This window comes from Rhizobium leguminosarum bv. viciae USDA 2370 (assembly GCF_002008365.1).
Classification (GTDB): domain Bacteria; phylum Pseudomonadota; class Alphaproteobacteria; order Rhizobiales; family Rhizobiaceae; genus Rhizobium; species Rhizobium leguminosarum.
The window spans coordinates 224,424-249,698 of record NZ_MRDL01000047.1 but is presented as its reverse complement, the minus strand read 5'-3'; the positions used below and the strand labels follow the sequence as shown (position 1 = coordinate 249,698).

At 61.1% G+C, this 25,275-nt stretch carries 24 protein-coding genes and 1 pseudogene; 7 read left to right on the top strand and 18 right to left on the bottom strand.

Annotated features, from left to right (window positions below; all coding sequences use genetic code 11):
- Positions 1–15: 15 nt before the first annotated feature.
- From BS629_RS25220 to BS629_RS25165, 12 genes are all read right to left on the bottom strand, one after another.
- Positions 16–960: a type II secretion system F family protein gene (locus BS629_RS25220; protein ID WP_018241351.1), complete on the bottom strand. Its 945-nt coding sequence runs from the start codon at positions 958–960 to the stop codon at positions 16–18.
- 7 nt (positions 961–967) lie between these two features.
- Positions 968–1,921 (bottom strand): type II secretion system F family protein, encoded by a 954-nt coding sequence (locus BS629_RS25215; protein WP_018241350.1) that lies wholly within the window; start codon positions 1,919–1,921, stop codon positions 968–970.
- The gene (locus tag BS629_RS25210; protein ID WP_018241349.1) at positions 1,918–3,366 is read right to left on the bottom strand and encodes a TadA family conjugal transfer-associated ATPase; all 1,449 of its coding nucleotides are present in this window, start codon (positions 3,364–3,366) and stop codon (positions 1,918–1,920) included. Before BS629_RS25210 ends, BS629_RS25215 begins: the two co-directional genes overlap by 4 nt.
- 19 nt (positions 3,367–3,385) lie before the next feature.
- The gene (locus BS629_RS25205) at positions 3,386–3,958 is read right to left on the bottom strand and encodes a L,D-transpeptidase (protein WP_018241348.1); all 573 of its coding nucleotides are present in this window, start codon (positions 3,956–3,958) and stop codon (positions 3,386–3,388) included.
- A complete protein-coding gene (locus BS629_RS25200) occupies positions 3,955–5,097 on the bottom strand; it encodes a P-loop NTPase family protein (RefSeq protein ID WP_018241347.1) in 1,143 nt (380 codons plus the stop codon). The genes BS629_RS25205 and BS629_RS25200 overlap by 4 nt, the downstream gene beginning before the upstream one ends.
- A gap of 28 nt (positions 5,098–5,125) precedes the next feature.
- Positions 5,126–5,749: a TadE/TadG family type IV pilus assembly protein gene (locus tag BS629_RS25195; protein ID WP_018241346.1), complete on the bottom strand. Its 624-nt coding sequence runs from the start codon at positions 5,747–5,749 to the stop codon at positions 5,126–5,128.
- Complete coding sequence (locus BS629_RS25190; RefSeq protein ID WP_018241345.1) at positions 5,743–6,222, bottom strand: TadE/TadG family type IV pilus assembly protein; 480 nt, start codon at positions 6,220–6,222, stop codon at positions 5,743–5,745. Before BS629_RS25190 ends, BS629_RS25195 begins: the two co-directional genes overlap by 7 nt.
- Positions 6,219–7,820 carry a TadE/TadG family type IV pilus assembly protein gene (locus BS629_RS25185; RefSeq protein WP_018241344.1) on the bottom strand — a complete coding sequence of 534 codons (1,602 nt, stop codon included), beginning with the start codon at positions 7,818–7,820 and terminating at the stop codon, positions 6,219–6,221. The genes BS629_RS25190 and BS629_RS25185 overlap by 4 nt, the downstream gene beginning before the upstream one ends.
- Before the next feature lie 92 nt (positions 7,821–7,912).
- Positions 7,913–8,218 carry a hypothetical protein gene (locus tag BS629_RS25180; RefSeq protein ID WP_026188331.1) on the bottom strand — a complete coding sequence of 102 codons (306 nt, stop codon included), beginning with the start codon at positions 8,216–8,218 and terminating at the stop codon, positions 7,913–7,915.
- Positions 8,202–9,689: a type II and III secretion system protein family protein gene (locus tag BS629_RS25175; RefSeq protein WP_018241342.1), complete on the bottom strand. Its 1,488-nt coding sequence runs from the start codon at positions 9,687–9,689 to the stop codon at positions 8,202–8,204. Before BS629_RS25175 ends, BS629_RS25180 begins: the two co-directional genes overlap by 17 nt.
- Positions 9,690–9,744: 55 nt before the next feature.
- Entirely contained in the window at positions 9,745–10,662 is a 918-nt protein-coding gene (gene cpaB, locus BS629_RS25170; RefSeq protein WP_018241341.1) for a Flp pilus assembly protein CpaB, read from the bottom strand.
- A gap of 98 nt (positions 10,663–10,760) precedes the next feature.
- On the bottom strand, positions 10,761–10,958 hold the full coding sequence (locus BS629_RS25165; protein ID WP_018241340.1) for a Flp family type IVb pilin: 198 nt from the start codon (positions 10,956–10,958) through the stop codon (positions 10,761–10,763).
- Positions 10,959–11,216: 258 nt separating this feature from the next.
- On the opposite strand from BS629_RS25165, the gene BS629_RS25160 reads away from it, so the two are divergent.
- Together BS629_RS25160 and BS629_RS25155 are read left to right on the top strand one after the other, a co-directional pair.
- Positions 11,217–11,747, top strand: a complete 531-nt coding sequence (locus tag BS629_RS25160; RefSeq protein ID WP_018241339.1) for an A24 family peptidase — start codon at positions 11,217–11,219, stop codon at positions 11,745–11,747.
- 267 nt (positions 11,748–12,014) lie between these two features.
- Positions 12,015–13,337, top strand: a pseudogene (locus tag BS629_RS25155) (glutamine synthetase family protein).
- Positions 13,338–13,356: 19 nt separating this feature from the next.
- Here BS629_RS25155 and BS629_RS25150 read toward each other — a convergent pair.
- The gene (locus BS629_RS25150) at positions 13,357–14,301 is read right to left on the bottom strand and encodes a diacylglycerol/lipid kinase family protein (RefSeq protein WP_018241337.1); all 945 of its coding nucleotides are present in this window, start codon (positions 14,299–14,301) and stop codon (positions 13,357–13,359) included.
- A gap of 301 nt (positions 14,302–14,602) precedes the next feature.
- Between BS629_RS25150 and BS629_RS25145 the strand changes: the two genes are divergently transcribed.
- The gene (locus BS629_RS25145; protein WP_018241336.1) at positions 14,603–15,847 is read left to right on the top strand and encodes an MFS transporter; all 1,245 of its coding nucleotides are present in this window, start codon (positions 14,603–14,605) and stop codon (positions 15,845–15,847) included.
- Here the strand turns inward: BS629_RS25145 and BS629_RS25140 are convergent.
- Positions 15,806–16,210, bottom strand: a complete 405-nt coding sequence (locus BS629_RS25140) for a winged helix-turn-helix transcriptional regulator (protein ID WP_018241335.1) — start codon at positions 16,208–16,210, stop codon at positions 15,806–15,808. The two genes, BS629_RS25145 and BS629_RS25140, sit on opposite strands and share 42 nt — an antisense overlap.
- A 103-nt stretch (positions 16,211–16,313) precedes the next feature.
- Here BS629_RS25140 and BS629_RS25135 point away from each other — a divergent pair, with 103 nt between their 5' ends.
- Both BS629_RS25135 and mgtE read left to right on the top strand, forming a co-directional pair.
- On the top strand, positions 16,314–17,327 hold the full coding sequence (locus BS629_RS25135; RefSeq protein WP_018241334.1) for a zinc-binding alcohol dehydrogenase family protein: 1,014 nt from the start codon (positions 16,314–16,316) through the stop codon (positions 17,325–17,327).
- 305 nt (positions 17,328–17,632) lie between these two features.
- Positions 17,633–19,006, top strand: a complete 1,374-nt coding sequence (mgtE, locus tag BS629_RS25130; RefSeq protein ID WP_018241333.1) for a magnesium transporter — start codon at positions 17,633–17,635, stop codon at positions 19,004–19,006.
- Between the two features lie 23 nt (positions 19,007–19,029).
- On the opposite strand, the gene BS629_RS25125 is transcribed toward mgtE, so the two are convergent.
- Positions 19,030–19,551, bottom strand: a complete 522-nt coding sequence (locus BS629_RS25125) for an Lrp/AsnC family transcriptional regulator (protein WP_018241332.1) — start codon at positions 19,549–19,551, stop codon at positions 19,030–19,032.
- A gap of 96 nt (positions 19,552–19,647) precedes the next feature.
- Between BS629_RS25125 and BS629_RS25120 the strand changes: the two genes are divergently transcribed.
- Positions 19,648–20,553, top strand: coding sequence for a DMT family transporter (locus BS629_RS25120; protein ID WP_018516526.1), 906 nt, complete (start codon positions 19,648–19,650; stop codon positions 20,551–20,553).
- Positions 20,554–20,650: 97 nt separating this feature from the next.
- Here the strand turns inward: BS629_RS25120 and BS629_RS25115 are convergent, their stop codons facing one another.
- Positions 20,651–21,265, bottom strand: a complete 615-nt coding sequence (locus tag BS629_RS25115) for a L,D-transpeptidase (RefSeq protein WP_017990864.1) — start codon at positions 21,263–21,265, stop codon at positions 20,651–20,653.
- A 135-nt stretch (positions 21,266–21,400) separates the two neighbouring features.
- Positions 21,401–23,065, bottom strand: coding sequence for an electron transfer flavoprotein-ubiquinone oxidoreductase (locus tag BS629_RS25110; protein WP_018241330.1), 1,665 nt, complete (start codon positions 23,063–23,065; stop codon positions 21,401–21,403).
- A gap of 252 nt (positions 23,066–23,317) precedes the next feature.
- Here BS629_RS25110 and BS629_RS25105 point away from each other — a divergent pair, with 252 nt between their 5' ends.
- On the top strand, positions 23,318–24,106 hold the full coding sequence (locus BS629_RS25105; RefSeq protein WP_018241329.1) for an SDR family oxidoreductase: 789 nt from the start codon (positions 23,318–23,320) through the stop codon (positions 24,104–24,106).
- Positions 24,107–24,116: 10 nt separating this feature from the next.
- Here BS629_RS25105 and BS629_RS25100 read toward each other — a convergent pair whose 3' ends face one another.
- Positions 24,117–24,995, bottom strand: coding sequence for a phosphotransferase family protein (locus BS629_RS25100; RefSeq protein WP_018241328.1), 879 nt, complete (start codon positions 24,993–24,995; stop codon positions 24,117–24,119).
- Between the last annotated feature and the right edge of the window lie 280 nt (positions 24,996–25,275).

Here is a 25,275-nt window from a genome sequence, read left to right as displayed (position 1 = left end):
ATGACCTCGCTTGGCTCAACCGCCGGGTTTCATGCCGATGAGAAGACTGATGACACGGATAACAATGGGAACGAGAACGATGATAAGGCTTACCGGAAAAAGAAACGCGCCGAGCGGCAGCAGCATCTTGACCGGCAGGGCGTTTGCCTTTTCCTCGGCGCGAATAATACGGAGGTCGCGCATTTCCTTGCAGTAGACCCTCAGCGTCTGCGTTACGCTGGTCCCGAGCTCTTCCGATTGACGGAACAGAACGGACAGGGCCCGGGCCTCGTCGATCCTCAGGCGGACGGCAAGGTTGGCGAGCGCCTCGCGCAATCGCCGGCCGCCCCGCACTTCCAGCATCATGATCGAGAGATGCAGGCCGAAGTCCTGCTGCTTGGCAACGAATTCCCGGGCAACGCGGTTCGCCGCCGCCTCGATGCTCATCCCCGCATCAAGGCAGACGATCAGCATATCCATGAAATCGGGAAAGAGGCGGCGGTACTCCCTCTCCTTGGCGGCGCCGCGCCGGTCGATATAGATGTTGACCAGAATAAAGGTCGCGCCCGCAGCAAACATGCCAAGGATCAGCGTCACTATCTGCGACATATCAGGCGCGAACCGGTTTAAGGCCCAGACCGCTACGACCAGCATGCTGATACAAATCACCGCGCGAACCACCTGGAAGGTGGTCACGGCGCCGGCAGCGAAATACCCCGCCCGGATCAGCCGGTTCTGGGTGGAGTTCACATTGGTGTCACGTCGCGTAATCTCGAAATAGCGACGGATCAGGCGGTTTTCCGCCTCGCCGAGATCGGCAATCGTCGTATCGCCAAGGTGGAACTCCTCGCCTGATGCCGCCGAGCTCTTCGACACCCGGACCGAGACCTCGCGCTGTCGAAAAAACAATTCCGATGCTGTTGCGGAAAAGATCAGCACTGCAAAGAAGACGATGAGGTAAATTCCATACTCACTCGACATGACTGCCTCAGTACTCGAAGTTGACCATCTTGTAGAGAATGACGTTCCCGATCGCCATGACGGCCAGCAGCACGCTCACCACCATGGTTCCGTGGCCGCTATCCCAGACGGGATCGAAGTAGGTCGGCGACAACGCCTTGATCATCGCGTAAAGCAGGAACGGATAGCCCGACATGAAGATCGCCGTGATGCGTCCTTCCGAGGAAATCGCCTTGACCTTTGCCTTCAGCATATACCGGTCGCGCAGCGTCTTCGAAAGGTTCTGCAGGATCTCCACGAGGTTTCCGCCGGTTCCGGCCTGCACGCTCAGCGATATCGCAAGCAGGTTCAGATCCTCGACGCCGACCCGGTTCGCCAAGTTGACAAGGGCATCGTCCAGCGTCACGCCGTAGGTGAGCTCATCCGAAAGGAGGCCGAACTCGGTGCCGATCGGATCGGGCATCTCACGTGCCACCAAAGAAATCGCCGCCGGCAGCGGGTGGCCGGCGGCCAAGCTGCGATTGGCGACATCGAGCGCTTCAGGAAGCTTCAGTTCGAACTTCCGCATGCGGCGCGCCCGGGCGCGCCAGACGACGAGCGCCGGGATGAGGAGACAGATCAGGAGAAAGACGGGGATCCTGAACAGAGTGCTGGGCACGAGGAACCCCGCGGCCAGCCACGTCAAAAGGGCGCCCGCGATCGCGAAGAGAGCAAATCGCCTGGCATCGAACTTGATTCCCGACTGGGCGTAGAACTGCAGCAGCCGCTGCGTGATGGGGGTTTGCCGCCAACCGCCGCCGGCACCGCGCTCCTTCAGCATATCGCTATAGGTCTTGCGATGATCATCGCTGACCTCGAGCAAGCTCAACCGATGGTTCACGGCGCGGTGTCGTTCGGAGCTCTTGAAGTAGTTGCGCATGATCGCTTCGACAGCGACAAGGGCGGCGGTGAAAACGGCGGCGTAAAGGAGAGTCAGGGTCATTGGACAGGTCCCGTTTGCAGCGGTTTGCCGGGATCAAAAATCGCCACAGGGATCTCGATCCCGAGTTCGGCAAATTCCTCGACGAACCGCGGCCGGATGCCGGTGGCGCGGAACTCTCCATGGATCCGCCCACCTTCATCGGTGCCGATTTTCTTGAATTTCATAATCTCCTGCATCTGCACGACTTCGCCTTCCATGCCGGTGATCTCGGAAATCGAGACGATCTTGCGGCTGCCGTCGCTCAGGCGCTGGACCTGCACGATCATGGTGATGGCGGACGAGATCTGCGAGCGAATGCTCAACTGCGACATCGGCATCCCTGCCATGCCGACCATCTGCTCAAGCCGGCCGACGGCGTCGCGCGGCGTGTTGGCGTGAATGGTCGTCATCGACCCCTCGTGACCGGTATTCATCGCCTGCAGCATGTCGAACGCCTCGTCGCCGCGTACTTCGCCGACGATGATGCGGTCGGGACGCATGCGCAGGGCGTTTTTCAAAAGTTCGCGTTGACGGATTTCGTTGCGCCCGTCGAGCGTTGGCGGCCGGGTTTCCAGACGCCCGACATGCGGCTGCTGCAGTTGAAGCTCGGCTGCATCCTCGATGGTGATCAGGCGCTCCCTTGGAGAAATCTGCGACGAGAGAGCGTTCAGCAAGGTGGTCTTGCCAGAACCGGTGCCGCCTGAAATGACCATGGACACCTTGCCCTTGACCGCGGCGCTGAGAAGGACGCGCATCGCATCGGCCATAGCGCCATATTGCACGAGGCGCTCCATTGTCAGCGGCTTGCGCGTGAATTTGCGAATGGAAACGAGCGGTCCGTCGACCGAGATCGGCCTGATGGCGACGTTGACACGCGATCCATCCTTGAGGCGGGCGTCAACCATCGGCGTTGACTCGTCGACACGGCGGCCAACCGCCGAGACGATCTTGTTGATCACCCGAAGCAGGTGGTCCTCGTCTTTGAACCGCACGGCGGTGCTCTCGAGCTTGCCGCTTCGCTCGACATAGACGCTGTTGTAGCCGTTGATGAGAATATCTGCGATCGTGTCATCGGCCAGCAGCGGCTCGATCGGTCCCAGCCCCAGCATCTCGTCGGTGATATCGCGGATCAGATCATTGATTTCCTTGGCATTCAGCGGAAAGTTGTTGTTCCGGATATAGTCCTTGACCAACGGCCGGATCTCGGTGGCGATCTCCTCGTTGTCGAGTGTGTCGAGGATCCCGAGGTTGATGCGATCGAGCAGGTAGCGGTGCAGATTGACCCGCTCGGAAACCATGTCCGGCCCGAACGAAGCCTCTTCGCCGCTCGCCGTGGCGCTGTCGGAGGCCGGTTGGGCAGGCATGTTTTCAACTGCGCCGACCAAAGACAGTTCGGCCGCCTCCAGATGTTCCCGGCTTTCTGGCTCCCGCTGCTTGTAGAAACGCCCAATGATACCGTTCGCCATGTTTCCCACCCCTGAACTCTTATTTTACAATGACCGTGGAACCGACTTTCACCCTCGCATAGAGATCGATGACGTCGGCATTGCTCATGCGAAAACAGCCCGATGACGCGAAACCGCCGACCGTCGACTGCTCGTTCGTTCCATGAATGCGATAGAGCGTGTCGGTCCCGCCCTTGTAGAGATAGATCCCGCGGGCACCCAAGGGATTAAGCGGTCCGGCAGGTACCAGGTCCGGAAGTCCGGCTGAGCGCGCCTTCATCTCGGCAGGCGGGCGCCAGTCAGGCCACTCTGCCTTGCGTCCAACCTTGACGGTACCGCTCCAGCGAAATCCGTCTCGTCCGACGCCGATTTTGTAACGGATCGCGCGTCCTTCGGAGATGACGAGATCCAGCGTACGATTGCCGCTGACGATGACGATTGTCCCAGCCGCATAGCTTTTTTCGATCGTCACCACGGCGCTTGTCGTCGGCCCAAGGCTTCGCGGCACAAGCCCGCCTGCCGCAGCGTTCCCGACAGCGGCCAGAATTGCCAAAACCGCAAGACCGACATCGGCGGCGCGGGACCGTATGCGCCCACTGTCGATCGCCGTCATCGCACCAGTGCTCCAAGTTTGCCGACCGCGCCGCAGAAGCGCGCCCGGGAATTCACTTGAGCTGGCAGCACGCCGCGGTTGACTGCCTCGCTCAGAGTATCCCAGTCATCCGCAATGACATGCGTCGGGATCTCCTTGAAGATCTTCTCCGTTTGTTGTCGGCGCAGGCCGAGGCCGAAAAGCTTGCTGCGGTATTTGTTGATGACGATCAATATCTGATCCGAACTGCCGCGCAGCCGTACCAGATTGGCAAACAAATCCTTGGCTTGAGAAAGCGCAGGGACCGTCATTTCGGTGACGATGCAGATGCTGTTGACCGAGCTGAGCACCTCGTATTTCCACGGCGTGTCATAATAGGGAATGTCGATGATCGTGTGGTCGCTCTCGAAGGCGGCTACGTCGAGCATACGCAGCACGAGTTCCCGGCCCTTGGGTGCCAGAAGGACTGCTGGCTGCTTGAAGGACAGCAGTGAAAAGCCCCCCGAATGACGCTTTCGAACCAGATCGATGAATTCCAGATCGACCCGGGAAGGATTGGCGATGACTGGTTTTAAGTCGTAGTCGTTGACGAGGTTGAGATAATAGCCAAGCATCCCGGAGCAAAAATCCGTGTCGAACAAGTCAATCCGCGGCGTCGAGTTCTTGGTCGGCTGGGCCAGCGCATGCGCAAGCGACGAAGCGATCATGCTGGCGCCCGCGCCACCGACGGCTGAGACCACGGCATGCACCCGGCTGTCGCTGGCCCCAGTGCCTGGCGCATGGGTCGAAATCATGTCGATCAGTGCGCGGCGCTCGAGGGGTTTCTTCAGCCAGTCATTGCCGTTCAGGCGGAAGAGCAGCCGCAGCATGTCGTCCGGTAGGTCTTCGGAAACGACGACGAGCGGAATGTCCCGATAGCTGGTGCGAAACGCGAAGAGCTCCGGCTGGTGCAGCAATTTCCCGTTGTCGACGTCGAGAACGATCAGGTCGAACTGCGTCGGATCGAACCGACCCTTTTCTCCGAGCGCCTTCAGCGAGAGATGGCGGACATCGTAACGCGAAAGCGACCCAAACGTATCGAGCATGAAGCTCGCTGCTGCCGCGTCGTCGGAGAGAACCAGGATCTTGGTGGATGCGGCAATGTTCATGTGAGCTGTCATTTCGCTTTCCTACGCGTAATTTAAGGAGTCAGCAGGTTGAGCAGGTCTTCAGATCTTCCGTCGTGATCGTCACCGGATGGGCCGGGATGGTGACGTCGTTCAATCCCAACAGCCCGCCAAGGATCGGCAGATCGAAGGTGATGTTGCGCACCTCCAGCCGCATCGTCAGCACGGGCCCGTCAGGCCGGCCCCAATAGCCGAGCCCCGATCGCTGGTAGGTGACCATCAGCTTATCCGGCGTGATGCGCCAATTGAGGTCGCAAATGCCGGGGCGAGGATCGGTTCCCGCGTTGCAAACGCCGTCGCTTCCCCGGACAATCCGGTTCAATGCCGCCGTGCAGTTTGCCAGAGCCGGTCCGCAGGTCGAGGATATTGTTGCATCGTTCGGCGCCGCTTTGCCGTTGTTGAGTGGATCGGCGGCATCTGTTGGGAAAACGGCATTGAAATTCGTGGTCAGCGGATCGGATACCGCCGCCAAACGGGCGCCATATTGCAGTGCCTTGACCGTCTGATTCCACTGCGACATGGCATAGCCGAACTCGATGAAGGCGGCGAATACCAGCATGACGATCGGAAAGGTCAGCAATGCTTCGACAAGGCTGACACCACTGCTATCCTGCCAGAATGTCTTGATCGCCCTAGAGGTCACCATCCGATATATCTCTCTTCGTGGGAGGAACTGATCGTGATGGCACCGATTCCCAGAAAGCCGAACACTGGCGAGTTCTTGTAGAGATGAGCAGTGGAAAGGGTGATGTTCCCGTCTGCATCGGGTGCAGTGATGGTGATGTCGGAAGGATCCTTCCAGTCGGGGACGCGGGGTTGAGCGTTTGCCGCAGGTGTTTGCGTTCCGTAAAAGGCGATCGTCTTCGCCGTCGCCTGATTGCATGTCGGCACATAGGTTCCCGACACCGGTCGGCACCGCGAAAGGTAACGCCCGGCATCGCGCAAGCCTGCGTCGATCTGCATGCGCTGCCAAAAGATGCTGCCAAACTCCAGTATCCCCGCCGCAAAGAGCGTCACAAAGGGGATGGCGAGCAGCGCTTCGGCAAGCACTGCGCCTTCCTGCCGCCGCCAGAAGCCGAGGCCAAGCCGATGCAAGATAAAATTGCGGAGCGCCATCATCTGACCAGCTCCGCTTCTTCCCGGAGGAAATCTTCGAGTGTGCCCCGTCCACCCTTGCCGCTGATGTCGATCACTTCAAGCGACAGATAGCGCTCGTTGCCAGCCTTGATCGCCGGTTTGGTCATGAACATGCGTGCGAAGGCAACCGCCTGCGTCTGCTTGTGGCCGTTCAAATGGTCGACCGAGGCCTCGTAGCCGCAATTGACGATGGCGGCGAAAATCTCGCGGCGGTCGCCATATTCGCCCGCCGTGTAGTTCGACAGGGCCGGCCCCGAGTAGCACTGTCCGCCGCCTGTCGTCGGATTGCCGATTTCGCCGTTTGCCGAGGCATGATTGAGCAGCGCCGCGGTGTTGAGCTCGTAACGATAGACGTCATAGGCGGAGGGCCGGCTCGGTGTTCCGCCGGCCTGCGGCGGATAGCTGGAATAATTGCTGAGAATCGCGCTGACCGATGGGGCCGTGCCGCCCTGCGCGACGGTCCAGTAGTTTGCATAGTTCCAATTGTTGCTGGTGCTGATCTTGCCGCCGCCGAGGGGCGACATGGCTGCACCGTAACCCAATGGCACCGCCTTGGTGACATCGCCAACGGTGCTGCCGACCAGCACCGGGTCGTAGGCCTTGCAGCCGTTCTGTCCCGTTTGCTTTTGTGCGGAGCGCACGTTCTGGGCCGGGCGGTAGCGGCCATCATTGCGCAAGCCCTTGAACGACCCCTGATAAATACCGAATCGCGTGTTGACGCCGTCTTCTACTGGCCCGGCCATGGCACCCGTTTCGGTATCCAGCTTGTCCTTCGTATAACAGGCCCCCGGATTCCCGGTAGCCAAAGCGTCGGCCATCACGCTTGCGCCATTGCCCAGAGGGGTTCTCAGGAACCCGAAATTGCCAGGCCCGGGGCTGGACGAAGACGTGCTGTACATTTCGATTTGCCGGCCGTAGAGATTGCCGGCCGCGAAGTTGGTGTGGAGATCCGCCGCCGCCTGTTCGTTGGCGGCCGGGCTCGTATTGCCAGCCGGCTCATAGGGATTGCAGATGAAGATCGGCGTGATATCACAGGCGCTGGCATGGTATACGGCCACGGCGTCGGCAGCGATGTTGATCGTATCGCGGGTGAAGCCGACCGGGACCGGAAATATCGTCTGCATCGCCTGAGGCTTGGCGATGACCCAGGCGTAGGAAGCGTCGTTGGCCGCTGTCGTTTGCATCGAAGACGGGATGGGCGTGTCGTCGTTGGCCGGGATGCTCTTCAGAAAAAGCACGGTGACCGTGCTCCCGGCATCGTTGCCGGCGTGGTAGGCCACGGTAATATGCGAGCCAAGCGACATGCCGGCCCCGCCCCCGGAAAAAGCCGCGCTATTGGCGATTTTCTCGATCGCCGTCTGCGCCCTCGAAATGGCATCATCGCGGCCGTCGAGTTCGCGGGCTCCGGCCAGCGCCATCGCATCGACGGCGTTCTGAAGATCGGTATGCAGGTTGCTGCTGCGGCCGACATCGATGATCAGCAGCGAAAAACCGAGAAGCATCGGCATGGCGATGAGCGTCAAGGCGATGACATAGCCACGATGATCGTTCCAGAACCGTCTGATAACCCTGCTCAGCATTGGCATACCCCCATCGCGGCGCTATCGCCGTGACGACCCTCTATCGTGCATTTCCCCTTCGGCGCGCTACCGCCGTTCATGCCTTTCGCCAGCTATTGGCTAACGGTAGCCACACTGGACGCCCCATTAGCCCCCATGGCCGGCGACGGCGGAACAACGCCCATCCCGCCGTTCTGGTACTGCGTGACCACCCTGCGGATCACCTTGCCGTCGCTTGCGATTCGGGTTCGCTGGGCTTCCGGCGGGAACGGGTCCTCGATATGGATGGCCTTGTTTGCTTCCACAGCATTCCCGAGCCCGAAGGTGATCGAGTCGCGATGGTTCATGTAGTCGGCGCAACCGGAAGCAAGGCCGGCGGCTGCGAGGAGGAAAAGGACGCGCTTAGCGTTTTGTAACAACAACTTGGGCTCCCTGGTTCAGGTCGAGACGATGGCCATAGGGCCCAGTCACGCCGACGCCATTGCGAAAGCGTCGGAGCATGTCCTTGTCGACTTCCAAGACACCGAGCGCGAAAAGTTCGACGTCATTAGACGAGCGCGTCTGATCGAGCGGACTGTAGAGGTCCTCACCCGGGCGGGCCGGTCGCACAATGTGCGGGGTGACGACGATAACGAGGTCGGATTCCTTCTTCTGGAAACTCGTCGAACGGAACAGTGCGCCGAGGATCGGTATCTTCCCGAGGCCCGGCAGTTGCTGGATATCTTTGGCATTGATCGACTGCAGCAGGCCCGCCATGGCAAAGCTCTGGCCGTCACGAAGCGCTACCGTCGTGCTGGCAGCGCGTGAGATGAAACCCGGATTGCCGTTGACGCTGATCGACGGATCAAGCTCGGAAACCTCAGGCTCGATCTCCAGATTGATGACGCCGTCGTCAAGCACCACCGGCTTGAAGGTCAGCCGCACACCAAAGGGGCGATAGTCCGTCTCGGTGGCGACTGTCGTGCCGTTGTTCGTCGTCTTCAGGATCGGCACTTCACCGCCGGCATGGAAGCTGGCGGTCGAGCCGCTCATGGCGATAAGGTTCGGCTGAGCCAGACGACGCACCAATCCCTTCTGCTCGAGCGCATTGATGACCACGTCGATGCGGCCGCCGGAGATTTCCAGCACCTTGGCGATCAACTGGCCGAAGGGCAGCATACCCGTTGCCGCACCCTTGGGGTCAAGGAGGCTACGGGCCAGGCTGCCGTCATCATTCACGGTGATACCCTGGCTAGTCGTTGCCTTGCCGATGCCGTTGTTGCCGTGCCCGGACCAACCGATCCCGAGGTCACGACCCGTCTGGCGTGAGGCTTCGATGATACGGACCTCCAGCATCACCTGCTGGCTGTCGCTGACGCGCAACTGGTTCAGCACCGGTTGGTCGGAATAGGACTGGGCGACTTCCATCACCCGCTGCAATTCAACGCCGTCACGGACCATGCCTGTCAGGCGAATGCGATTGTTGGAGTTGACCACGGTAACCCGGGCCGAGGGCGCGGCAGAGCGAATGGCGGCGGCGACTTCGGTGAAATCGCTGGCAACGCGGATGTCGATGACACCGAGAAGCGACTTGTCGTCGCCATAGACCGAGATATTGGTGGCGCCGATCTGCTTGCCGCGAATGAACAGCGACCGGTCGGAGAGCGGCACCACGTCGATCATATCGGCGCTGCCGATAACGAGATCGCCGAAGGGCTGGCCGGTATTGAGCGTCAGCGTCGCGTTCGGAGGCAACGTCACACGCTGGACCGATTTGCCAAGCGTGACGGACTTTTCCTGTGCGTTGGCGCAGCCGGCAAATCCGGGCCCTAAACACACACAGGCCGAAAACACTGCCGCCAGTGCCGCAAGGCTTTTCATCCTTGCGATTCGTCTCTTGCCGTTCGCCATGCCTGCTTTAGCCCCCTCCTTCGGCTGGCCGCACCCGCGGCAGGCCGCATAAACATCACTGGATCAGGCCGACTCGGTGCTCCTCGCGCTTCGTCGTGTTCCAGACCCCCACTGTTACCCACTTAGGCTCGACCGACAATACCGGCTCAACCTTTGGCTCCACAATCTGCACTTGTTTTTCGGGTTCTGGCAACTTATTCTTTTCCAGATCATTGCCGAGCTCCGCCGCCATCGCCCCGCCACCGAGGTCGGCGACGGTGATCTGTCGTGTTTGCTCGATAGAGGAAGAGGCAATATTGCGAAGCGCCAGCGACAGCGTGCCGATACTGGAGCCGAGAGTAAGGCGCTGCGCCTCATCGGTCGTGACCTCAAAGGTCACGGTTTTCACGACGGACGGCTCGTCCTTGCGCTCGTCTGCCGTCTGGTCCACCGCCAGCACCTTGACGCCTTGCAGCAGCACATCAACCAAGCTCTGATCGTTGCCCGCCGGCCCGCGTACGACCCGTGTCAGAAGCACGTCGACGCGATCGGAAGGCCTGACGAAGCCGGCAACGCCGAGCACGTCGTTGACGCGGATGGAAACCGCCTTCATGCCCTGGTCGAGCGCCGCCGACAGCGTGGCGCGTTCGCCGGCACCAGTGATTTTCGAGGATAGCACCGGCTCGCCGGGGTCGATCGCCGCCATGGCATAACGCGGCTGGGCATCGCTGCCAACGACCGCCTCGATGCTGACGAACGAGCCTGCGGGTGTTTCATTCGAGGGCCACGGAATGGCTCTGAGATTTTCGGATCGGATCCGGTCACCGAAGCGCATTGGCTTGTCGGCGACAACGAGTGTTCTTTCCTCGGCCTTCATGCCGTTCATCGCCAGCAGCAGGGCCTTCTGATCGGAGAGATACTCGCGCATGCCGAAAACGGCTGCTGCTGCGAGCACAAACGCAATAACGAGACTTAAAATCGTTGAGGAACGCATCGCGGTTACTCGCTACACTGGACGGAGCGCATCCATTCATTGATGCTAATTTAGAAGAGAGGGGTTAATAAAACCCCTCGCTTTTTCGAACGCCAATATCAGGCTGCCGGGGCGGTCAGGTTGGTCGTAAACCAGCCTGCCCAGCCGTTCCAAACGGTAGCCAGATTGGTGCCGGCCAATGTCACGGCCGTGATCACACCGCCAACAAGCAAGGCAAGCAGAATGAGGTATTCAGTGAGTGCGACGCCGTCTTCTTCCCGCGCGAAAGCGCGTACGCTATTTACAAAGGCTTTCATCGAGAATTTCCTCCCAGATAAGTTGTGCGCCGTATTCCCCCCGGCCGCCTTGTCGTCGAGACCGCCTCTTCGACTGGGACCATTAATAATCTCTTAACTCTAATTTAGTCAATCGTTTTATACGCAAGCTCTCGACATCTATACTTTATGGTTAAGACCAAAGTCCCGGTGCCCATTCGTAAAAACTGACTCAGTCGTCTGGATTTACTGTAGAGCAACTTGAAAATCAGGCTATAATAGCCCAAAAGGGTGAATACCATGCCGCAAATGATCGATGTTATTAGTTCGCTTTCGGTATTTCTTTTTCTCTACGCCGCCTGGACCGATTTCCGCACATGGAAGATCCCCAACACGATCGTGCTCGCGCTCGTTGCACTTTATGCATTGCGCACGGTCGCCGTGATCCTTAGCTCACAGGATGTCGGCGCTGCGCTGTTTGCTTCAAGCGGAATTGGCGGCGACGTCGGAGCCGGTCTGCTGATGTTCGCCCTTGGGGTGGCGCTCTGGGCGTTCCGGCTGTTTGGCGCAGGAGACGCCAAGCTTTTCCTGCCGATCGGCCTTTTTATCGGATGGCACGGAATGCTGCCGTTTTCGTTTTTGCTCCTCGTGCTCGGCGTCGTGACGCTCCTGGTCCTGCGGCTGCCGGTGCCGCTGCCCGTCGCACATCTCGCCTTTTTCATGCGCGTCGAGGAAATCCGGGCGAGCCGGAAGGTACCTTATGGTGTCGTCATGGTTTTCGCCGCGCTCCTCACCTTGGCTTTGCCCATTATCCGACAGCAGCTACGTTGACCCGGCATCGACATAGCTGCTTTCTCGCAAGAGCCCCATTGCCAAAGGAGGATGTTGCGCGCCTTGCGGATGCGGTCGATCTCTGGCCAATAGGCATTCAGCTTCCTGATGTCCGCGAAGGGATGCAGATGGTGCGCGGCGTCGATCGCGGCAAGCTTGGAGGGGGGGGGCAAGTGTCGGGCATGACTGGGAAAAGAGCCCCGCGGATTGAAAGGCCTCTATCGATGGGATAGGAGCTTGGCCTTGCCCCGGAGGATTTTCAAGGTCATGGCGAGCGACAGGATGAACGGCAAGACCGATGGCGGCGAACCGCGTTTCGAGGTCCTGATCGTCGGCATGAACGGCGACCTGCGCGGCAAGCAGCTTCCGCTCGACGCACAAGGTAAGGTCTGGGCCGGCGAGATCCGCCTGCCGACCTCAACGCAATCGCTCGACATCTGGGGCGACGACAATGACGACATCACCGGCCTGTCGCTGACGATCGGCTCGCAGCCTGGCGCCGATGCCCTGGGCGCCGGAGGGCTCGATGCAGGTGCTCGCCAGCATGCACGAATTCGACGGCAGCCCGAGCTTCATGGATCCGCGCGCCATCCTCGCCGCAGTGCTGGAGCGCTATGCCTCGCGCGGACTGACGCCCGTCGTAGCGACCGAGCTGGAATTCTATGTGATGTCGGGAGACTGGCGCGAGACCGGACGCCCTTCCCCGCCCGAAAACCTCACTTATCGCGGCGAGCCGAACGGTTTCCAGCTTTACGACATGAGCGCCGTCGATGCGCTCGACGGCTATCTCAGTACACTGAGGGCCTATGCGAGCGCGCAGGGACTGCCGGCGGATGCGACGACGGCGGAATTCGGTCCGGGCCAGTTCGAGGTCAACCTGCTGCACCGCGCTGACGCGCTGGCAGCCGCCGATGATTGCCTCTATCTCAAGCGCATCGCCGAACAGTCGGCGCGCCGCCACGGGTTGAAATCGACCTGTATGGCCAAGCCTTATTCCGACCATGCCGGCTCCGGCCTGCATGTGCATGCGAGCATCATCGACCGGCAAGGCCGCAACATCCTCGACGCCAAGGGCGGCGAGCCGAAGCGGCTCAAATCGGTGACAGCGGGCCTGCTTAACACCATGCGCGAGGCGCAGTTGATCTTCGCTCCCTTCGCCAATTCCTACCGGCGCTTCCAGCCGGGCTCGTTTGCGCCTGTTGATCTGACCTGGGGCAGCGGTCATCGCGGCACGGCGATCCGCATACCCGACAAGGATGGGCCGGCCGCACGCACCGCGTCGCCGGCGCCGGCGCCGATGCCAATCCCTATCTGCTGCTCGCCGCAATCCTTGGCGGCATGCTCACCGGTCTCGATGGCGAACTCGACCCCGGCGAAGAGACGACGCCCTCGCACACGCCGGTGAATACGACGCGACTGACGCATGATTTCCTCAGCGCCGTCGAGACCTTCCGCACCTCGCCCTTCATCGCCGATATCTTCGGCCCACGTTACCAGGCGCTCTATGGCGACACCAAGCGCAAGGAAGCGCTCGCGCATCTGCGCACGGTCTCGGATTTCGACTACTGCACTTATCTGCCGCGGTTCTGAAGCCTCTGTCGCGGCCGAGTTACGCAGCCGGCTCGCGGCGTTCGCTGGCGTCCACCTGGGCGGCTAGACCCTGCTTGACGAGAACCTTCAATTCGCCTGGATGCAGCCGGATCGAGACGTCGCGTTGGAGCGGCAGCAACTCGCCGTCCATGACGCAATTGGCCTTGAAGCGCAGTTTGGGGAAATGCAGGTGCACTTCGGCCGGGTGCAGCACCATGACATCGGCATTCTCGCGGACCTTGCCGCGCAGCATGTCGATGGCGAGTCGGGCGACACCCAGAGGCTTCAGCGGATTTGCCGTGTAGAAGCCGAGTTCGCCGCTTGTCAAATTATCGGCGTAGAGCAGCGCATTCTCACCGAAGGGATTGTTGGAGACCGAGATCGCCGACACCCTGCGGCGCTCCCGCATGCCGGCCGCCTCGAACTCGACCTCGAATTCCGGCGGGTTGAAGATAACACCCAAAGCCGCCTTCGTGCTTGCCCGGATCTTGCCCAGCCGGGAACGATAGCTGTAGGCGTTGCGGTAGCGCACCATACGGGCATGCAGGCCGGCGGAAAACTGGTGGATGAAGGGACGGCCGTTGGCGCTGGCGATATCGACATTGTCGACCTCGCCGGAAGCAAGCACATCGAGCGCCTGCCAGATATCGAGCGGCACCCGCAGCGAGCGGGCAAAGAGGTTCATCGTGCCGGCGGGCACGACGCCGAGCGCAATTCCGTTTTTCCAGGCGATCGATGCCGCTGCCGAAATCGTGCCGTCGCCACCGCCGGCGACGATACCGTCGATATCATCGCGCTTGGCCGCCCGCTCCATGGCGGGAATGATTTCCTTTCCTGAGAAGACGATGGCGTCGAAATCGTGTCCCGCTTCGCGGAAAGCCGCTTCCGCCCTCTTCTCATAGGCCAGCATGTCGGTGGTCTTGAAGGTACCGCCGTCGCGATTGAAAAAGCCTACAAGCTTCATGAGAGCTCCCGTCTCTGGCGCGGAAAATGCTCCTGCCTTGCCCTTGAGATGGTTGCGGTATCGGCGATTTCAAGCGCAGCCATCTTTCCGGAGAAAGGGCAGAAATGCAAAAATTGCAATAGACGTATGCACATAGCAGGACGCTGCACTGCAAAAAATGCACTCGACGGCGGCCGAGAGGTCACGGATAGATGGCGTATTGGAGACCTCGTCTCCACCTCCCGCCATTTCCACCGATCGGCTCGCGGCCGCGCCTGCGCCAGGGGCCATTGCCAAGCAGAAACCGCCTCGAGGAGCTCTCGTGAGTGAGATTGCCGCCAATATTTCAGTCGATAGTCGGGACTCCATTGATAGCCAGGATGAAGAGCTGCCGTCGGCAATGACCGTGGCGCTGGTCCAACTGGCGCTCGCCTGCGGCGGCTTCGGCATCGGCACCGGCGAATTCGCGATCATGGGGCTGCTGCCCAATGTCGCCGACACCTTCTCGGTCACGACGCCACAAGCCGGCTACGTCATCAGCGCCTATGCGCTCGGCGTCGTCGTCGGCGCACCCGTCATTGCCGTGCTCGCCGCGAAGATGGCGCGCCGCACCCTGCTTTTGACGCTGATGCTGATCTTTGCCGCCGGCAACATATCAAGCGCCATGGCGCCGACCTTCGAAAGCTTCACGCTGCTGCGCTTCGTCAGCGGCCTGCCGCACGGCGCCTATTTCGGCGTCGCTGCCCTTGTCGCCGCCTCGATGGTGCCGGTGCATCGCCGCGCCCGTGCCGTTGGCCGCGTCATGCTCGGCCTGACCGTTGCGACACTTCTCGGCACGCCGTTGACGACATTCTTCGGCCAGTCGCTCGACTGGCAGGTGGCGTTTTTCTCGGTCGGCGTGCTCGGCCTGCTGACGGTGGCGCTGATCTGGTTCTACGTTCCGAAGGACAGGGTTTCCGAGGAAGCTGGCTTCCTGCGCGAACTCGGCGCCTTCCGCCGGCCGCAGGTGTGGCTGACGCTCGGCATCGCCGCCGTCGGTTACGGCGGCATGTTCGCGATGTTCAGCTATATCGCCTCGACGACGACTGAGGTGGCTATGCTGCCGGAAACAGCCGTTCCGATCATGCTGGTCCTTTTCGGCGTCGGCATGAATGCGGGCAATTTCATCGGCTCGTGGCTCGCCGACAAATCGCTGCTCGGCACGATCGGCGGGTCGCTCATCTATAATGTCGTCGTGCTGACCACCTTCTCGCTGACCGCCGCCAACCCCTATATGCTCGGCCTTTGCGTCTTCCTCGTCGGTTGCGGTTTTGCCGCCGGTCCGGCGCTGCAGACGCGGCTGATGGATGTCGCCGCCGATGCGCAGACGTTAGCGGCAGCTTCCAACCATTCCGCCTTCAACATCGCCAATGCGATCGGCGCCTGGCTCGGCGGTCTCGTCATCGCCGCGGGCTACGGTTTTGCGGCGACCGGCTACGTCGGTGCGGTGCTATCCTTTCTCGGCCTCTTCGTCTTTGCAGCCTCGCTACGCCTCGAGCGCCGCGACCGGAGCGCGCAGGCCGTCTGAGGCCAGGCGCAGCTCGCGGCCCTCCGGGCTGCAGAAGACATAATCGTCACCCCAGGCGGCCAACGCCTGGATGACAGGCTTCAGCGTCATGCCGAGCGGCGTCATTGCATATTCCACCCTCGGCGGCACGACCGGATAGACGGTGCGTGATACCAGACCGGACTCTTCCAATTCACGCAGTTGCTTGGTCAGCATGCGCTGGGTCACGGCCGGCAGCTTACGCCGCAATTCATTGAAGCGCAGGGTTCCTTCCATCAGATGAAAGAGGATGACGCCCTTCCACTTCCCGTCGAGGTAAGTCAGCGTCGCTTCGACCGGGCAGCCGGGGAAATTCTTGACGAGCTTGGCGCGCGGCAATGACATTTTACAGTATCCTTTTGGGTACTACGTACAGAATTTGTGCATTCTTGCGTTGTCAGACCATAGTGCGCATCTAGCTTCCGTGCAACGAACACAGGAGTTTCCCATGCGCGCCGTCGCCTATAAAACGCCCCAACCGATCTCCGCCGAGACCTCGCTGATCGATGTCGAGCTGCCGATGCCGGAGGCTAGGGGCCACGATCTGCTCGTCGAGATCAAAGCCGTTTCGGTCAATCCCGTCGACGTGAAGGTGCGCGCCCATTCCGCACCGCCCGCGGACGAACTGAAGGTGCTCGGCTGGGATGCCGCCGGCATCGTCAAGGCCATCGGCGCTGATGTCACCCTGTTCAAGCCCGGCGACGAGGTGTTCTACTCCGGGGTCATCAGCCGCCCGGGCAGCAATGCCGAATTCCATCTCGTCGACGAGCGCATCGTCGGCACCAAACCGAAGAGCCTCGATTTCGCTGCTGCGGCCGCTCTGCCGCTGACCTCGATTACGGCCTACGAAGCACTGTTCGACCGGCTAAAGGTGCAGGACGCGGTTTCAGGAGCGGGACGCTCCATCCTGATCATCGGCGGCGCTGGCGGCGTCGGCTCGATCGCCATTCAGATCGCCCGAGTCTTGACCGATCTGACGGTGATCGCCACGGCCTCGCGGCCGGAGACGCAGGACTGGGTGAGGGAACTCGGCGCGCATCACGTCGTCGACCATTCCAAACCGATCGCGCCGCAGGTGGCAGCGCTCGGCATCGGCGCGCCGGGATTCATATTCTCGACCACCAATACCGACAGCCATATTGGCGACATCGTCGAAGCGATTGCGCCGCAGGGCCGCTTCGCATTGATCGACGATCCGAAGACGCTCGACATCGTGCCCTTCAAGCGAAAGGCCGTCTCAGTTCATTGGGAGTTGATGTTCACCCGCCCGCTCTACGGCACGCCTGACATGATCGAGCAGCATAAGCTGCTGAACAGGGTTTCCGAGCTCGTCGACGGCGGAAAGATCCGCACGACGCTTTCAGAGATCGTCGGACCGATCAATGCGGCAAACCTCAAGACGGCGCATGCCATGGTCGAAAGCGGCAGGATGAAGGGCAAGGCTGTGCTTGCAGGATTCTGAGATTCCAGCCAGCAGGCCCGGCATTTCCCGCAAGGTCGTATAAACCCGCCTGGAATGCCGCATCGCAGGGTGCGACATTCTGGCGTTAAGCATTTACCCCGCTTGACTTTTTCCGCGTTCGGGACCACCTAGCACTCACGTGGACGACACTCGTCAGCCACGGATTTCAACGGAGCCATCATAACGATGCCAAGCGACAGTAGCAGTCGATTGCCCTTGCCGTACGCGACCCTCGTGCGCTGACCGACTCCTGTCGGCTCGCCCGATCGGACGCTACGGCGGATCGACGGAAAGGCGAGCCTCAAATGAATATCAATCGCTTCCCTCTTCGGGCAGGCCATGCCGCCCGTGCCTTCATCAACAACAGCCGCGGCGCAACGATCGCCGAACGCGTCGAAGCGTTGAACGCGCTGAGCGTCCAGGACGCCGGGCGTGTTCTATGCGGCATGCCGCTCGACTATGCGGTCAACATTCTCGACCGGCCGGAGCTTCGCAACGCCCCACAGATTCTTGCGCTGATCAGCGCCGAGGACGCCGCACGGCTGCTGCACGGCATGTCCAACGACCGCGTCGCCGACGTGCTGCTTGAACTCGACGGCGAGACTCGCGCCCGGCTGTTCTCCAGCCTCGACGAACCGGTGCGCATCGCGATCCAGCACCTGATGGGCTATCCGCCGCGCACGGCCGGCGGCATCATGACGACGGAGTTCGTCAGCGTGCCTGATAGCTGGACCGTCGCCCGCACACTCGACCATGTTCGCCAGGTCGAACGCTCGCGCGAGACCGTCTACGCCATCTATGTGCTGGACGAGGTCAGCCATGCGCTGCTGCATGTGGTGACGCTGCGTCGCCTCATCACCGGCGAGCCGGACGCTTCGATCCTCTCGGTGGCACAGAAGGGCGCGCCGGTTTCGGCGGATCCGCTGATGAAGCAGGAGGATGTCGCCCGGCTGATCCGCAAGCACGACCTGCTCGCCCTGCCGGTCACCGACGAACATGGGCAGATGCTCGGCATCGTCACCGTCGACGACGTGATCGACACGATGATATCGGACACGACGGAAGCAGCCCAGAGGTTCGGCGGCATGGAGGCGCTCGGCCAGCCCTACATGAAGATCAGCTTCGCTGGCATGATCCGCAAGCGCGCCGGCTGGCTCGCAGCCCTGTTCCTCGGCGAGATGCTGACGGCAAGCGCCATGCAGCATTTCGAAGGCGAGCTGGAAAAGGCCGTGGTGCTGACGTTGTTCATCCCACTGATCATGAGCTCGGGCGGCAATTCCGGTTCACAGGCAACCTCGCTGATCATCCGGGCGCTGGCGCTCGGCGAGCTGAAGCTTTCGGACTGGTGGAAGGTGCTTTTGCGCGAACTGCCGACGGGCGTCGTGCTCGGCGCGATCCTCGGCCTCGTCGGCTTCGTCCGCATCGTCTTCTGGCAGTCGGCCGGGCTCTACGATTACGGCCCGCACTGGCAGATGGTCGCCGTCACGGTGTTTGCCGCCCTGATCGGGATCGTCACCTTCGGCTCGATCTGCGGCTCGATGCTGCCCTTCTTGCTGCAGAAGCTCCGGCTCGATCCGGCCAGCGCCTCGGCCCCCTTCGTCGCCACGCTGGTCGATGTCACCGGGCTCGTCATCTACTTCTCCGTGGCGCTGCTCATCCTCAGCGGGACGCTGCTCTAACCTGCAAGCATGCCCGAGGGGAATTATTTTCCCTCGGGCAGTTTCAGCGGCCCGTGCGTCTTGATGCTGCGGATGGCGAAATTCGAGCGGATGTCGCTGACATTCGGCAAGGTCAACAGCGTTTCGGTCAGAAGCCGTTCGTAGGCGGCGAGATCCTCCACCACCACTTCGGCAAGGAAATCGGCCGTGCCTGAAATCAGGAAGCAGGAGACGATCTCGGGGATGGCGAGCAGAGCCTTCTGCTGCGCCTCGGAATTTTCGCGGCTGTGCTGGACGACCTTGAATTCGACGAAGACGGTGAGGCCGAGACCGACCTCCTTGCGATCGATATCCGCGGTGTAACCGCGGATGATCCCGGAGCGTTCGAGATTGCGGATGCGGCGCAGGCAGGGCGACGGCGAAAGGTTCACCTTCTCGGCGATCTCGACATTGGTGGCCCGCGCATCCTCCTGCAGGCACTTCAGGATGGCGATATCGAATTTATCGAGATTTGGCATTTTCGCGATCCCTGTTGGCATTAATTGGCAGAAGATTGCGCATAGCATGATTTTTGAGCTAGAGATAGCAAGGACATGCCCTGACCTCTGGCGCTAGTCTTCTCTTCAACCGGACAGGCTCCGGATGAAAGAAAGGACAGGACGATGACCACCATTGCTTTCACGAACGACAAGTCGCCGTCGCAGGTACTGGGTTATGCCGGCGGCACTATTACCGTGCTGATCTGGGCGACATGGTTTCTTGTCACCCGCCACAGCGCAGCAACGCCGCTCGGCTCGATCGACATCGGGCTGATCCGCTTCGGAATTCCGGCGCTGGTGCTTTCACCCGTCTGGCTGAAGACGGGGCTGCTGCCGAAGGCCCTGCCACTTCACCTGCTGGCAATCATGGTGTCAGGCTCCGGCGCCGTCTTCTTCCTGCTGACGACGCTGGCAATCCACTCGACGCCGGCCGCCTCCTCAGGGATCCTGCTCGGCGGCTCCATGCCGCTTGCCGCGGCGCTGATCGGCATTATGCTGTTTCGCGAAAGACCCGACAGCACCCGCATCGCTGGGCTCGTTGCGATCGTCGCCGGCGTGCTGATCCTGCTCACGCGCAGCCTTGCGGACGCCTCGCTGCCATGGACGAGCTTCGTGCTGTTGCCGGCCGGCGCCGTTTTATGGGCAAGCTATACGCATGCCTTCCGCCGCTCGGGCCTGACCGCCGTGCAGGCGAGCGCCTTGATCGCCGTCTGGTCCTTCCTGATCATGGGCGCGCTCGCCCTCATCTTCGGCATCTCGCTGCCACAGGTTCCTCTTCAGGAGATCAGCCTGCAGGTGCTGAGCCAGGGCGTTCTTTCCGGCCTCGTCGCCATGGTCGCCTACGGCACCGCCGTCAGAACACTCGGGGGAACACAGGCCGCCGCCTTCACGGCGCTGACGCCGGTGCTCGCAACGCTTGGCGGCGGCTTGCTGCTTGGCGAAGCCATCGGCATGACGGAAATCAGCGCCGCCGTGATCACCGGCATCGGCGTGGCGCTTTCGACTGGTATTGCGGCACCGCGCCGCTGAAATCCAACACCAACGGCAGATGAAAGCCGCCTGCAGCCATCGCTGCGGCGGCTTTTTCAATGGAGACGGCGTCCTTACCGAGCTTCGAACGGCCAAGTCAGGCCTGGATGACGACGACCCTGGCGCCGACCTCGACGCGGCTATAGAGGTCGATCACGTCGTGGTTCATCATGCGGACACAGCCGCTCGACATGGCGAGACCAATCGATTGCGGCTGGTTGGTGCCATGAATGCGAAAATGGGTATCGTTGCCGCCGCGAAAGAGATACATGGCCCGCGCACCGAGCGGGTTGTTCGGGCCGCCCGGCATGCCGCCGGCAAGCTTGCGATAGCGCTCTTCACGGCGCTGCATGTTTTCGGTGGGCGTCCAGCTCGGCCACTCGGCCTTGCGGCCGATATAGGCGTTACCTGCAAAGGCCAGCCCCTCGCGACCGACACCGACACCATAACGCATCGCCCTGCCCCCGCCGAGGACGTAATAGGCGCGGCGCGCGGGTGTATCGACGATCACGGTGCCGGCAGCATGGGTGGTTTCGTAGGCCACTTCCTGGCGGCGGAGCTCCGGCTTGATCTTGTCGATCGGCACCTGCTTCAACGGGAATTTTTCGTCCGGAAGTGCAGCATAATTGGTCTGGCTGTTCAGACCGGTCGAAGAGCAGCCGGCCACGAAAAGCGGCAGGGCGATCAGGAAGCCCCGGCGGGAGATCGTCATGAATGTGTCCTTAGTGCGTCAACACGATGTCGCAAGCTAAGGAAATTATGGTTAACGAACGGCTAACAGCCTCCGGCAGGAGGCGATCACGAAGGCGTCAGCACGTGAAATTGTCGGCCGCGAGGACAAGCCGCCTCACATGTTCGGATAGACCGGCCCCTCGCCGCCCTGCGGCGGCACCCAGTTGATGTTCTGGTTGGGGTCCTTGATGTCGCAGGTCTTGCAGTGCACGCAGTTCTGGGCGTTGATGACGAAGATGTCCTTGCCATCCTTTTCCACCCATTCATAAACGCCGGCCGGACAGTAGCGCGTCGACGGGCCGGCATAGATGTCGTGTTCCGAAGTCTTCTGCAGCGCCATGTCCTTGACCTGCAGATGCACCGGCTGGTCCTCCTCGTGATTGGTGTTCGACAGGAACACCGAGGACAGCCGGTCGAAGGTCAAGACGCCATCGGGTTTCGGATAGGCGATCGGCTTGTGCATCGAGGCAGGTTCGAGCGACTGCGCATCGGTCTTGCCATGTTTCAGTGTGCCGAAGACGGAAAGGCCGAACAGCGTGTTGGTCCACATGTCGAAGCCGCCGAGCGCTACGCCAAGTGCGGTGCCGAACTTCGACCATAGCGGCTTGACGTTGCGCACCCGCTTCAAATCCTTGCCGATGTCGCCCTTGCGCCATTCAGTCTCGATCTCGGTCACTTCGTCATGACTGCGGCCTGATACAATCGCGGCGGCGATCTTCTCGGCGGCCAGCATGCCCGACAGCACCGCATTGTGGCTGCCCTTGATCCGCGGCACGTTGACGAGACCGGCCGAACAGCCGATCAGCGCGCCGCCGGGGAAGGAAAGCTTCGGCACCGACTGGTAGCCGCCCTCGGTGATGGCACGCGCCCCATAGGACAGCCGCTTGCCACCCTCAAAGGTGGTGCGGATCGCCGGATGGGTCTTGAAGCGCTGGAATTCCTCGAAGGGATAGAGATAGGGGTTCTTGTAATTGAGGTGGACGACGAAGCCGACGGCCACCAGATTGTCTTCCAGGTGATAGAGGAAAGAGCCGCCGCCGGTCTTCATGCCGAGCGGCCAGCCGAAGGAGTGCTGCACCAGGCCCGGCCTGTGGTTCTCGGACTTCACCTGCCAGAGCTCCTTGATGCCGATGCCGAATTTTTGCGGTTCACGGTCTTTCTGCAGATCGAACTTGGCGATCAGCTGCTTGGCGAGCGAGCCGCGCACACCCTCGCCGATCAGCACATATTTGCCGAGCAGTTCCATGCCGCGGGTATAGTTCGGGCCGGGTTCGCCGTTCTTCTCGATGCCCATGTCGCCGGTGGCGACCCCGATGACGGCACCCTCGTCATTGTAGAGCACCTCGGTTGCTGCAAAACCCGGATAGATTTCGACGCCGAGTTCTTCGGCCTTGGTCGCCAGCCAGCGACAGACGAGCCCAAGCGAGACGATGTAGTTGCCGTGATTGTTCATCAGGGGCGGCATCAGCACATTCGGCAGGCGAACAGAGCCGGCCGGACCGAGCAGCAGGAAGTGATCTGATGTGACCTTGGTCTTGAACGGATGATCGGCCTCGTCGCGCCAGCCGGGCAACAGCCGGTCGATGCCGATCGGGTCGACCACGGCGCCCGAGAGGATATGCGCGCCGACTTCCGCGCCCTTCTCCAGCACGACGACCGACAGCTCCGGATTGACCTGCTTCAACCGGATCGCCGCCGCAAGACCGGCAGGACCGGCGCCGACGATCACCACGTCGAATTCCATGCTCTCGCGTTCGGGCAGCTCAGTCGTCTCGGTCATTCACTCGTCTCCGCTTGGCGGCACGCGGCCGTCATCCCCGTCATGGCACTTTCTTGTCAAAACGAGAAAGCATTGTCGAGCCGGGATACGACAGCCAATCTTCCAATTCGCACAATGATGACGTCTCATAAGGCAGAATTACATAACGCTTACGTCAACGTCAATTATCAAACGCTGCCGAACCGGTCACATTCCCTTTCCTTTTCCGCTGCTTGCGCCTTATACATCGCTCTGACATATCGGAGGACAATCATGGATCTCGGCATCAAGGGCAAACGGGCACTCGTCCTCGCCTCTTCGCGCGGCCTCGGCCTCGGCATCGCCGTAGCACTGGCGCGGGAAGGCGCAAACGTGCTGCTCTGCGGGCGCAGCGGCGAACAGCTGGACGCCAATTGCAAGGCGATCAATAGCGAAGGCAAAGGCCGGGCCGACTGGATCTGGGCCGATCTCGGGGACGAACGCTTCGTCGAGATGACGACGACGGCGGTGAAGGAGAAGTTCGGCGGGCTGGATATCCTCGTCAACAATACCGGCGGACCGACGCCCGGCACGACGGAGGACATGACGGGCGAAAAGCTCGAAAGCTATTTCCTCTCCATGGTCGCTCGGGTGATCACGCTCACCAATGCGCTACTGCCCGGCATGAAGGCGCAGGGCTGGGGCCGCATCCTCACGGTTGCCTCATCCGGCGTGATCGAACCGATTGCCAATCTGGCGCTGTCGAATACGCTGCGCCCGGCCCTTGCCGGGTGGAGCAAGACGCTTGCCTCCGAAGTGGCGAGCTTCGGCGTCACCACCAACCTGCTCCTGCCGGGCAGTATCCTGACTGCGCGGCTCGACGATCTCGATGGGGCTGCGGCAAAGCGGACTGGCAAGAGCCTCGAGGAGATCCGTACCGACAAGGAAGCGCGCATTCCGGTCGGCCGCTACGGCAGGGTCGAGGAATTTGCCGCAACCGCTGCCTTCCTGTGCAGCCAGCCGGCAAGCTACATCACCGGCTCGCTGATCCGCTGCGACGGCGGCGCGGCGCGGTCCGTCTGACCATTCCCTCTCAGCCGACGCGGGCCGCCGCCGCCCATGTCGCCGCACTTAGGATCATCTGTTCGACGTAAGCCGGATCGTCCGCAAATTCGGCGAGTTCGGAAAGACGATGGAATCCCGTCAGGATCGCAATGCGCCGCCGGTCGAGCCTGCGTCCAGTCAGCATTTCATAGGCCGATACGATGCGGGCGGTCAGATCGGGCGAGATGAAGTTCGAATAGATGAATTCCTGGTGCAACGGGCCAAAGCCTGAATCGCCAAAATCATAAATGCCATTCAGCCGCTTTTGCGTATGGTCGAAGGCCATGTTCCAGCCGTGACCATCGAAGAAGCCGTAGATGCTGCCGTAAGGATCGGGCGGCAAGGCTTCGAAATCGGAAATGATGGCCTGGGCAAAGCTCTCGATGTCAGGCGGCAGCAGCGGCAAAGCCCTCGTTCGCACCGTCTCCGGCGATTGCCATGGCTGGATCGCGCCGGCACCGGCCGAGCGCAGGCGATCGGCATCGAGCACGTGCAACTCGGCGTAAAAGCGGGCGAGATCTTCGGCGAGATGCTGACGATCGCCTTCGCCAAGCGCATCGTAATCTTCGGCGATGAGATGTTCGCCGTCGAGCTTGGCATGGCTGGAGAAGATCGGCGGCCCGTCATGAATGCGCATGTCTGGAACCGCCATCGACAACGACGGCCGAACGATGTCGAGCAAGGCGGCTTCCTTCTGAAGCGCTCTTTCCGCGCCGAGATTGCGAGGAAACTTGAAGATCAGCGTGTCGTCAACGTCGACCGCCATCGAATCCCAGCCCTTCGCCGCCAGCTTGAAGACGGAGGCCGTGAGTTCAGGAAACACACTTATGATGAGAGAACGAAATTCGCTGGCGTCCAACTCGGTCATGACGACCTGCCTTCTCTAGTTTTTTCCGTGTTCTTCGCGGGGGGCAAATGACGGCGCACGGATCGACATCGTCTTGTCGCGAGCCGCCTGCCCTCCGCCGTCAAACGGCGTCGGGTTACACTGGGACTATATTAGTATAATTTGAATATTACGGAATATTCATTACAAAAATTTAAGCCGTTATAACCACTTAGTGATCGCGACCCGGAAATTATGTCTTTTTTGCGCCGCAATATAAGTGGCTCAATCGGGGCATAAATTCGCAACCTTGCCCCCCGCA

What these genes read in the sequence shown, in the direction of transcription:
- BS629_RS25220 (WP_018241351.1), bottom strand. Translation starts at nt 960, where the DNA reads ATGTCGAGTGAGTATGGAATTTACCTCATCGTCTTCTTTGCAGTGCTG.
- BS629_RS25215 (WP_018241350.1), bottom strand. Translation starts at nt 1,921, where the DNA reads ATGACCCTGACTCTCCTTTACGCCGCCGTTTTCACCGCCGCCCTTGTC.
- BS629_RS25210 (WP_018241349.1), bottom strand. Translation starts at nt 3,366, where the DNA reads ATGGCGAACGGTATCATTGGGCGTTTCTACAAGCAGCGGGAGCCAGAA.
- BS629_RS25205 (WP_018241348.1), bottom strand. Translation starts at nt 3,958, where the DNA reads ATGACGGCGATCGACAGTGGGCGCATACGGTCCCGCGCCGCCGATGTC.
- BS629_RS25200 (WP_018241347.1), bottom strand. Translation starts at nt 5,097, where the DNA reads ATGACAGCTCACATGAACATTGCCGCATCCACCAAGATCCTGGTTCTC.
- BS629_RS25195 (WP_018241346.1), bottom strand. Translation starts at nt 5,749, where the DNA reads ATGGTGACCTCTAGGGCGATCAAGACATTCTGGCAGGATAGCAGTGGT.
- BS629_RS25190 (WP_018241345.1), bottom strand. Translation starts at nt 6,222, where the DNA reads ATGATGGCGCTCCGCAATTTTATCTTGCATCGGCTTGGCCTCGGCTTC.
- BS629_RS25185 (WP_018241344.1), bottom strand. Translation starts at nt 7,820, where the DNA reads ATGCTGAGCAGGGTTATCAGACGGTTCTGGAACGATCATCGTGGCTAT.
- BS629_RS25175 (WP_018241342.1), bottom strand. Translation starts at nt 9,689, where the DNA reads ATGGCGAACGGCAAGAGACGAATCGCAAGGATGAAAAGCCTTGCGGCA.
- cpaB (WP_018241341.1), bottom strand. Translation starts at nt 10,662, where the DNA reads ATGCGTTCCTCAACGATTTTAAGTCTCGTTATTGCGTTTGTGCTCGCA.
- BS629_RS25165 (WP_018241340.1), bottom strand. Translation starts at nt 10,958, where the DNA reads ATGAAAGCCTTTGTAAATAGCGTACGCGCTTTCGCGCGGGAAGAAGAC.
- BS629_RS25160 (WP_018241339.1), top strand. Translation starts at nt 11,217, where the DNA reads ATGCCGCAAATGATCGATGTTATTAGTTCGCTTTCGGTATTTCTTTTT.
- BS629_RS25150 (WP_018241337.1), bottom strand. Translation starts at nt 14,301, where the DNA reads ATGAAGCTTGTAGGCTTTTTCAATCGCGACGGCGGTACCTTCAAGACC.
- BS629_RS25140 (WP_018241335.1), bottom strand. Translation starts at nt 16,210, where the DNA reads ATGTCATTGCCGCGCGCCAAGCTCGTCAAGAATTTCCCCGGCTGCCCG.
- BS629_RS25135 (WP_018241334.1), top strand. Translation starts at nt 16,314, where the DNA reads ATGCGCGCCGTCGCCTATAAAACGCCCCAACCGATCTCCGCCGAGACC.
- mgtE (WP_018241333.1), top strand. Translation starts at nt 17,633, where the DNA reads ATGAATATCAATCGCTTCCCTCTTCGGGCAGGCCATGCCGCCCGTGCC.
- BS629_RS25125 (WP_018241332.1), bottom strand. Translation starts at nt 19,551, where the DNA reads ATGCTATGCGCAATCTTCTGCCAATTAATGCCAACAGGGATCGCGAAA.
- BS629_RS25120 (WP_018516526.1), top strand. Translation starts at nt 19,648, where the DNA reads ATGACCACCATTGCTTTCACGAACGACAAGTCGCCGTCGCAGGTACTG.
- BS629_RS25115 (WP_017990864.1), bottom strand. Translation starts at nt 21,265, where the DNA reads ATGACGATCTCCCGCCGGGGCTTCCTGATCGCCCTGCCGCTTTTCGTG.
- BS629_RS25110 (WP_018241330.1), bottom strand. Translation starts at nt 23,065, where the DNA reads ATGACCGAGACGACTGAGCTGCCCGAACGCGAGAGCATGGAATTCGAC.
- BS629_RS25105 (WP_018241329.1), top strand. Translation starts at nt 23,318, where the DNA reads ATGGATCTCGGCATCAAGGGCAAACGGGCACTCGTCCTCGCCTCTTCG.
- BS629_RS25100 (WP_018241328.1), bottom strand. Translation starts at nt 24,995, where the DNA reads ATGACCGAGTTGGACGCCAGCGAATTTCGTTCTCTCATCATAAGTGTG.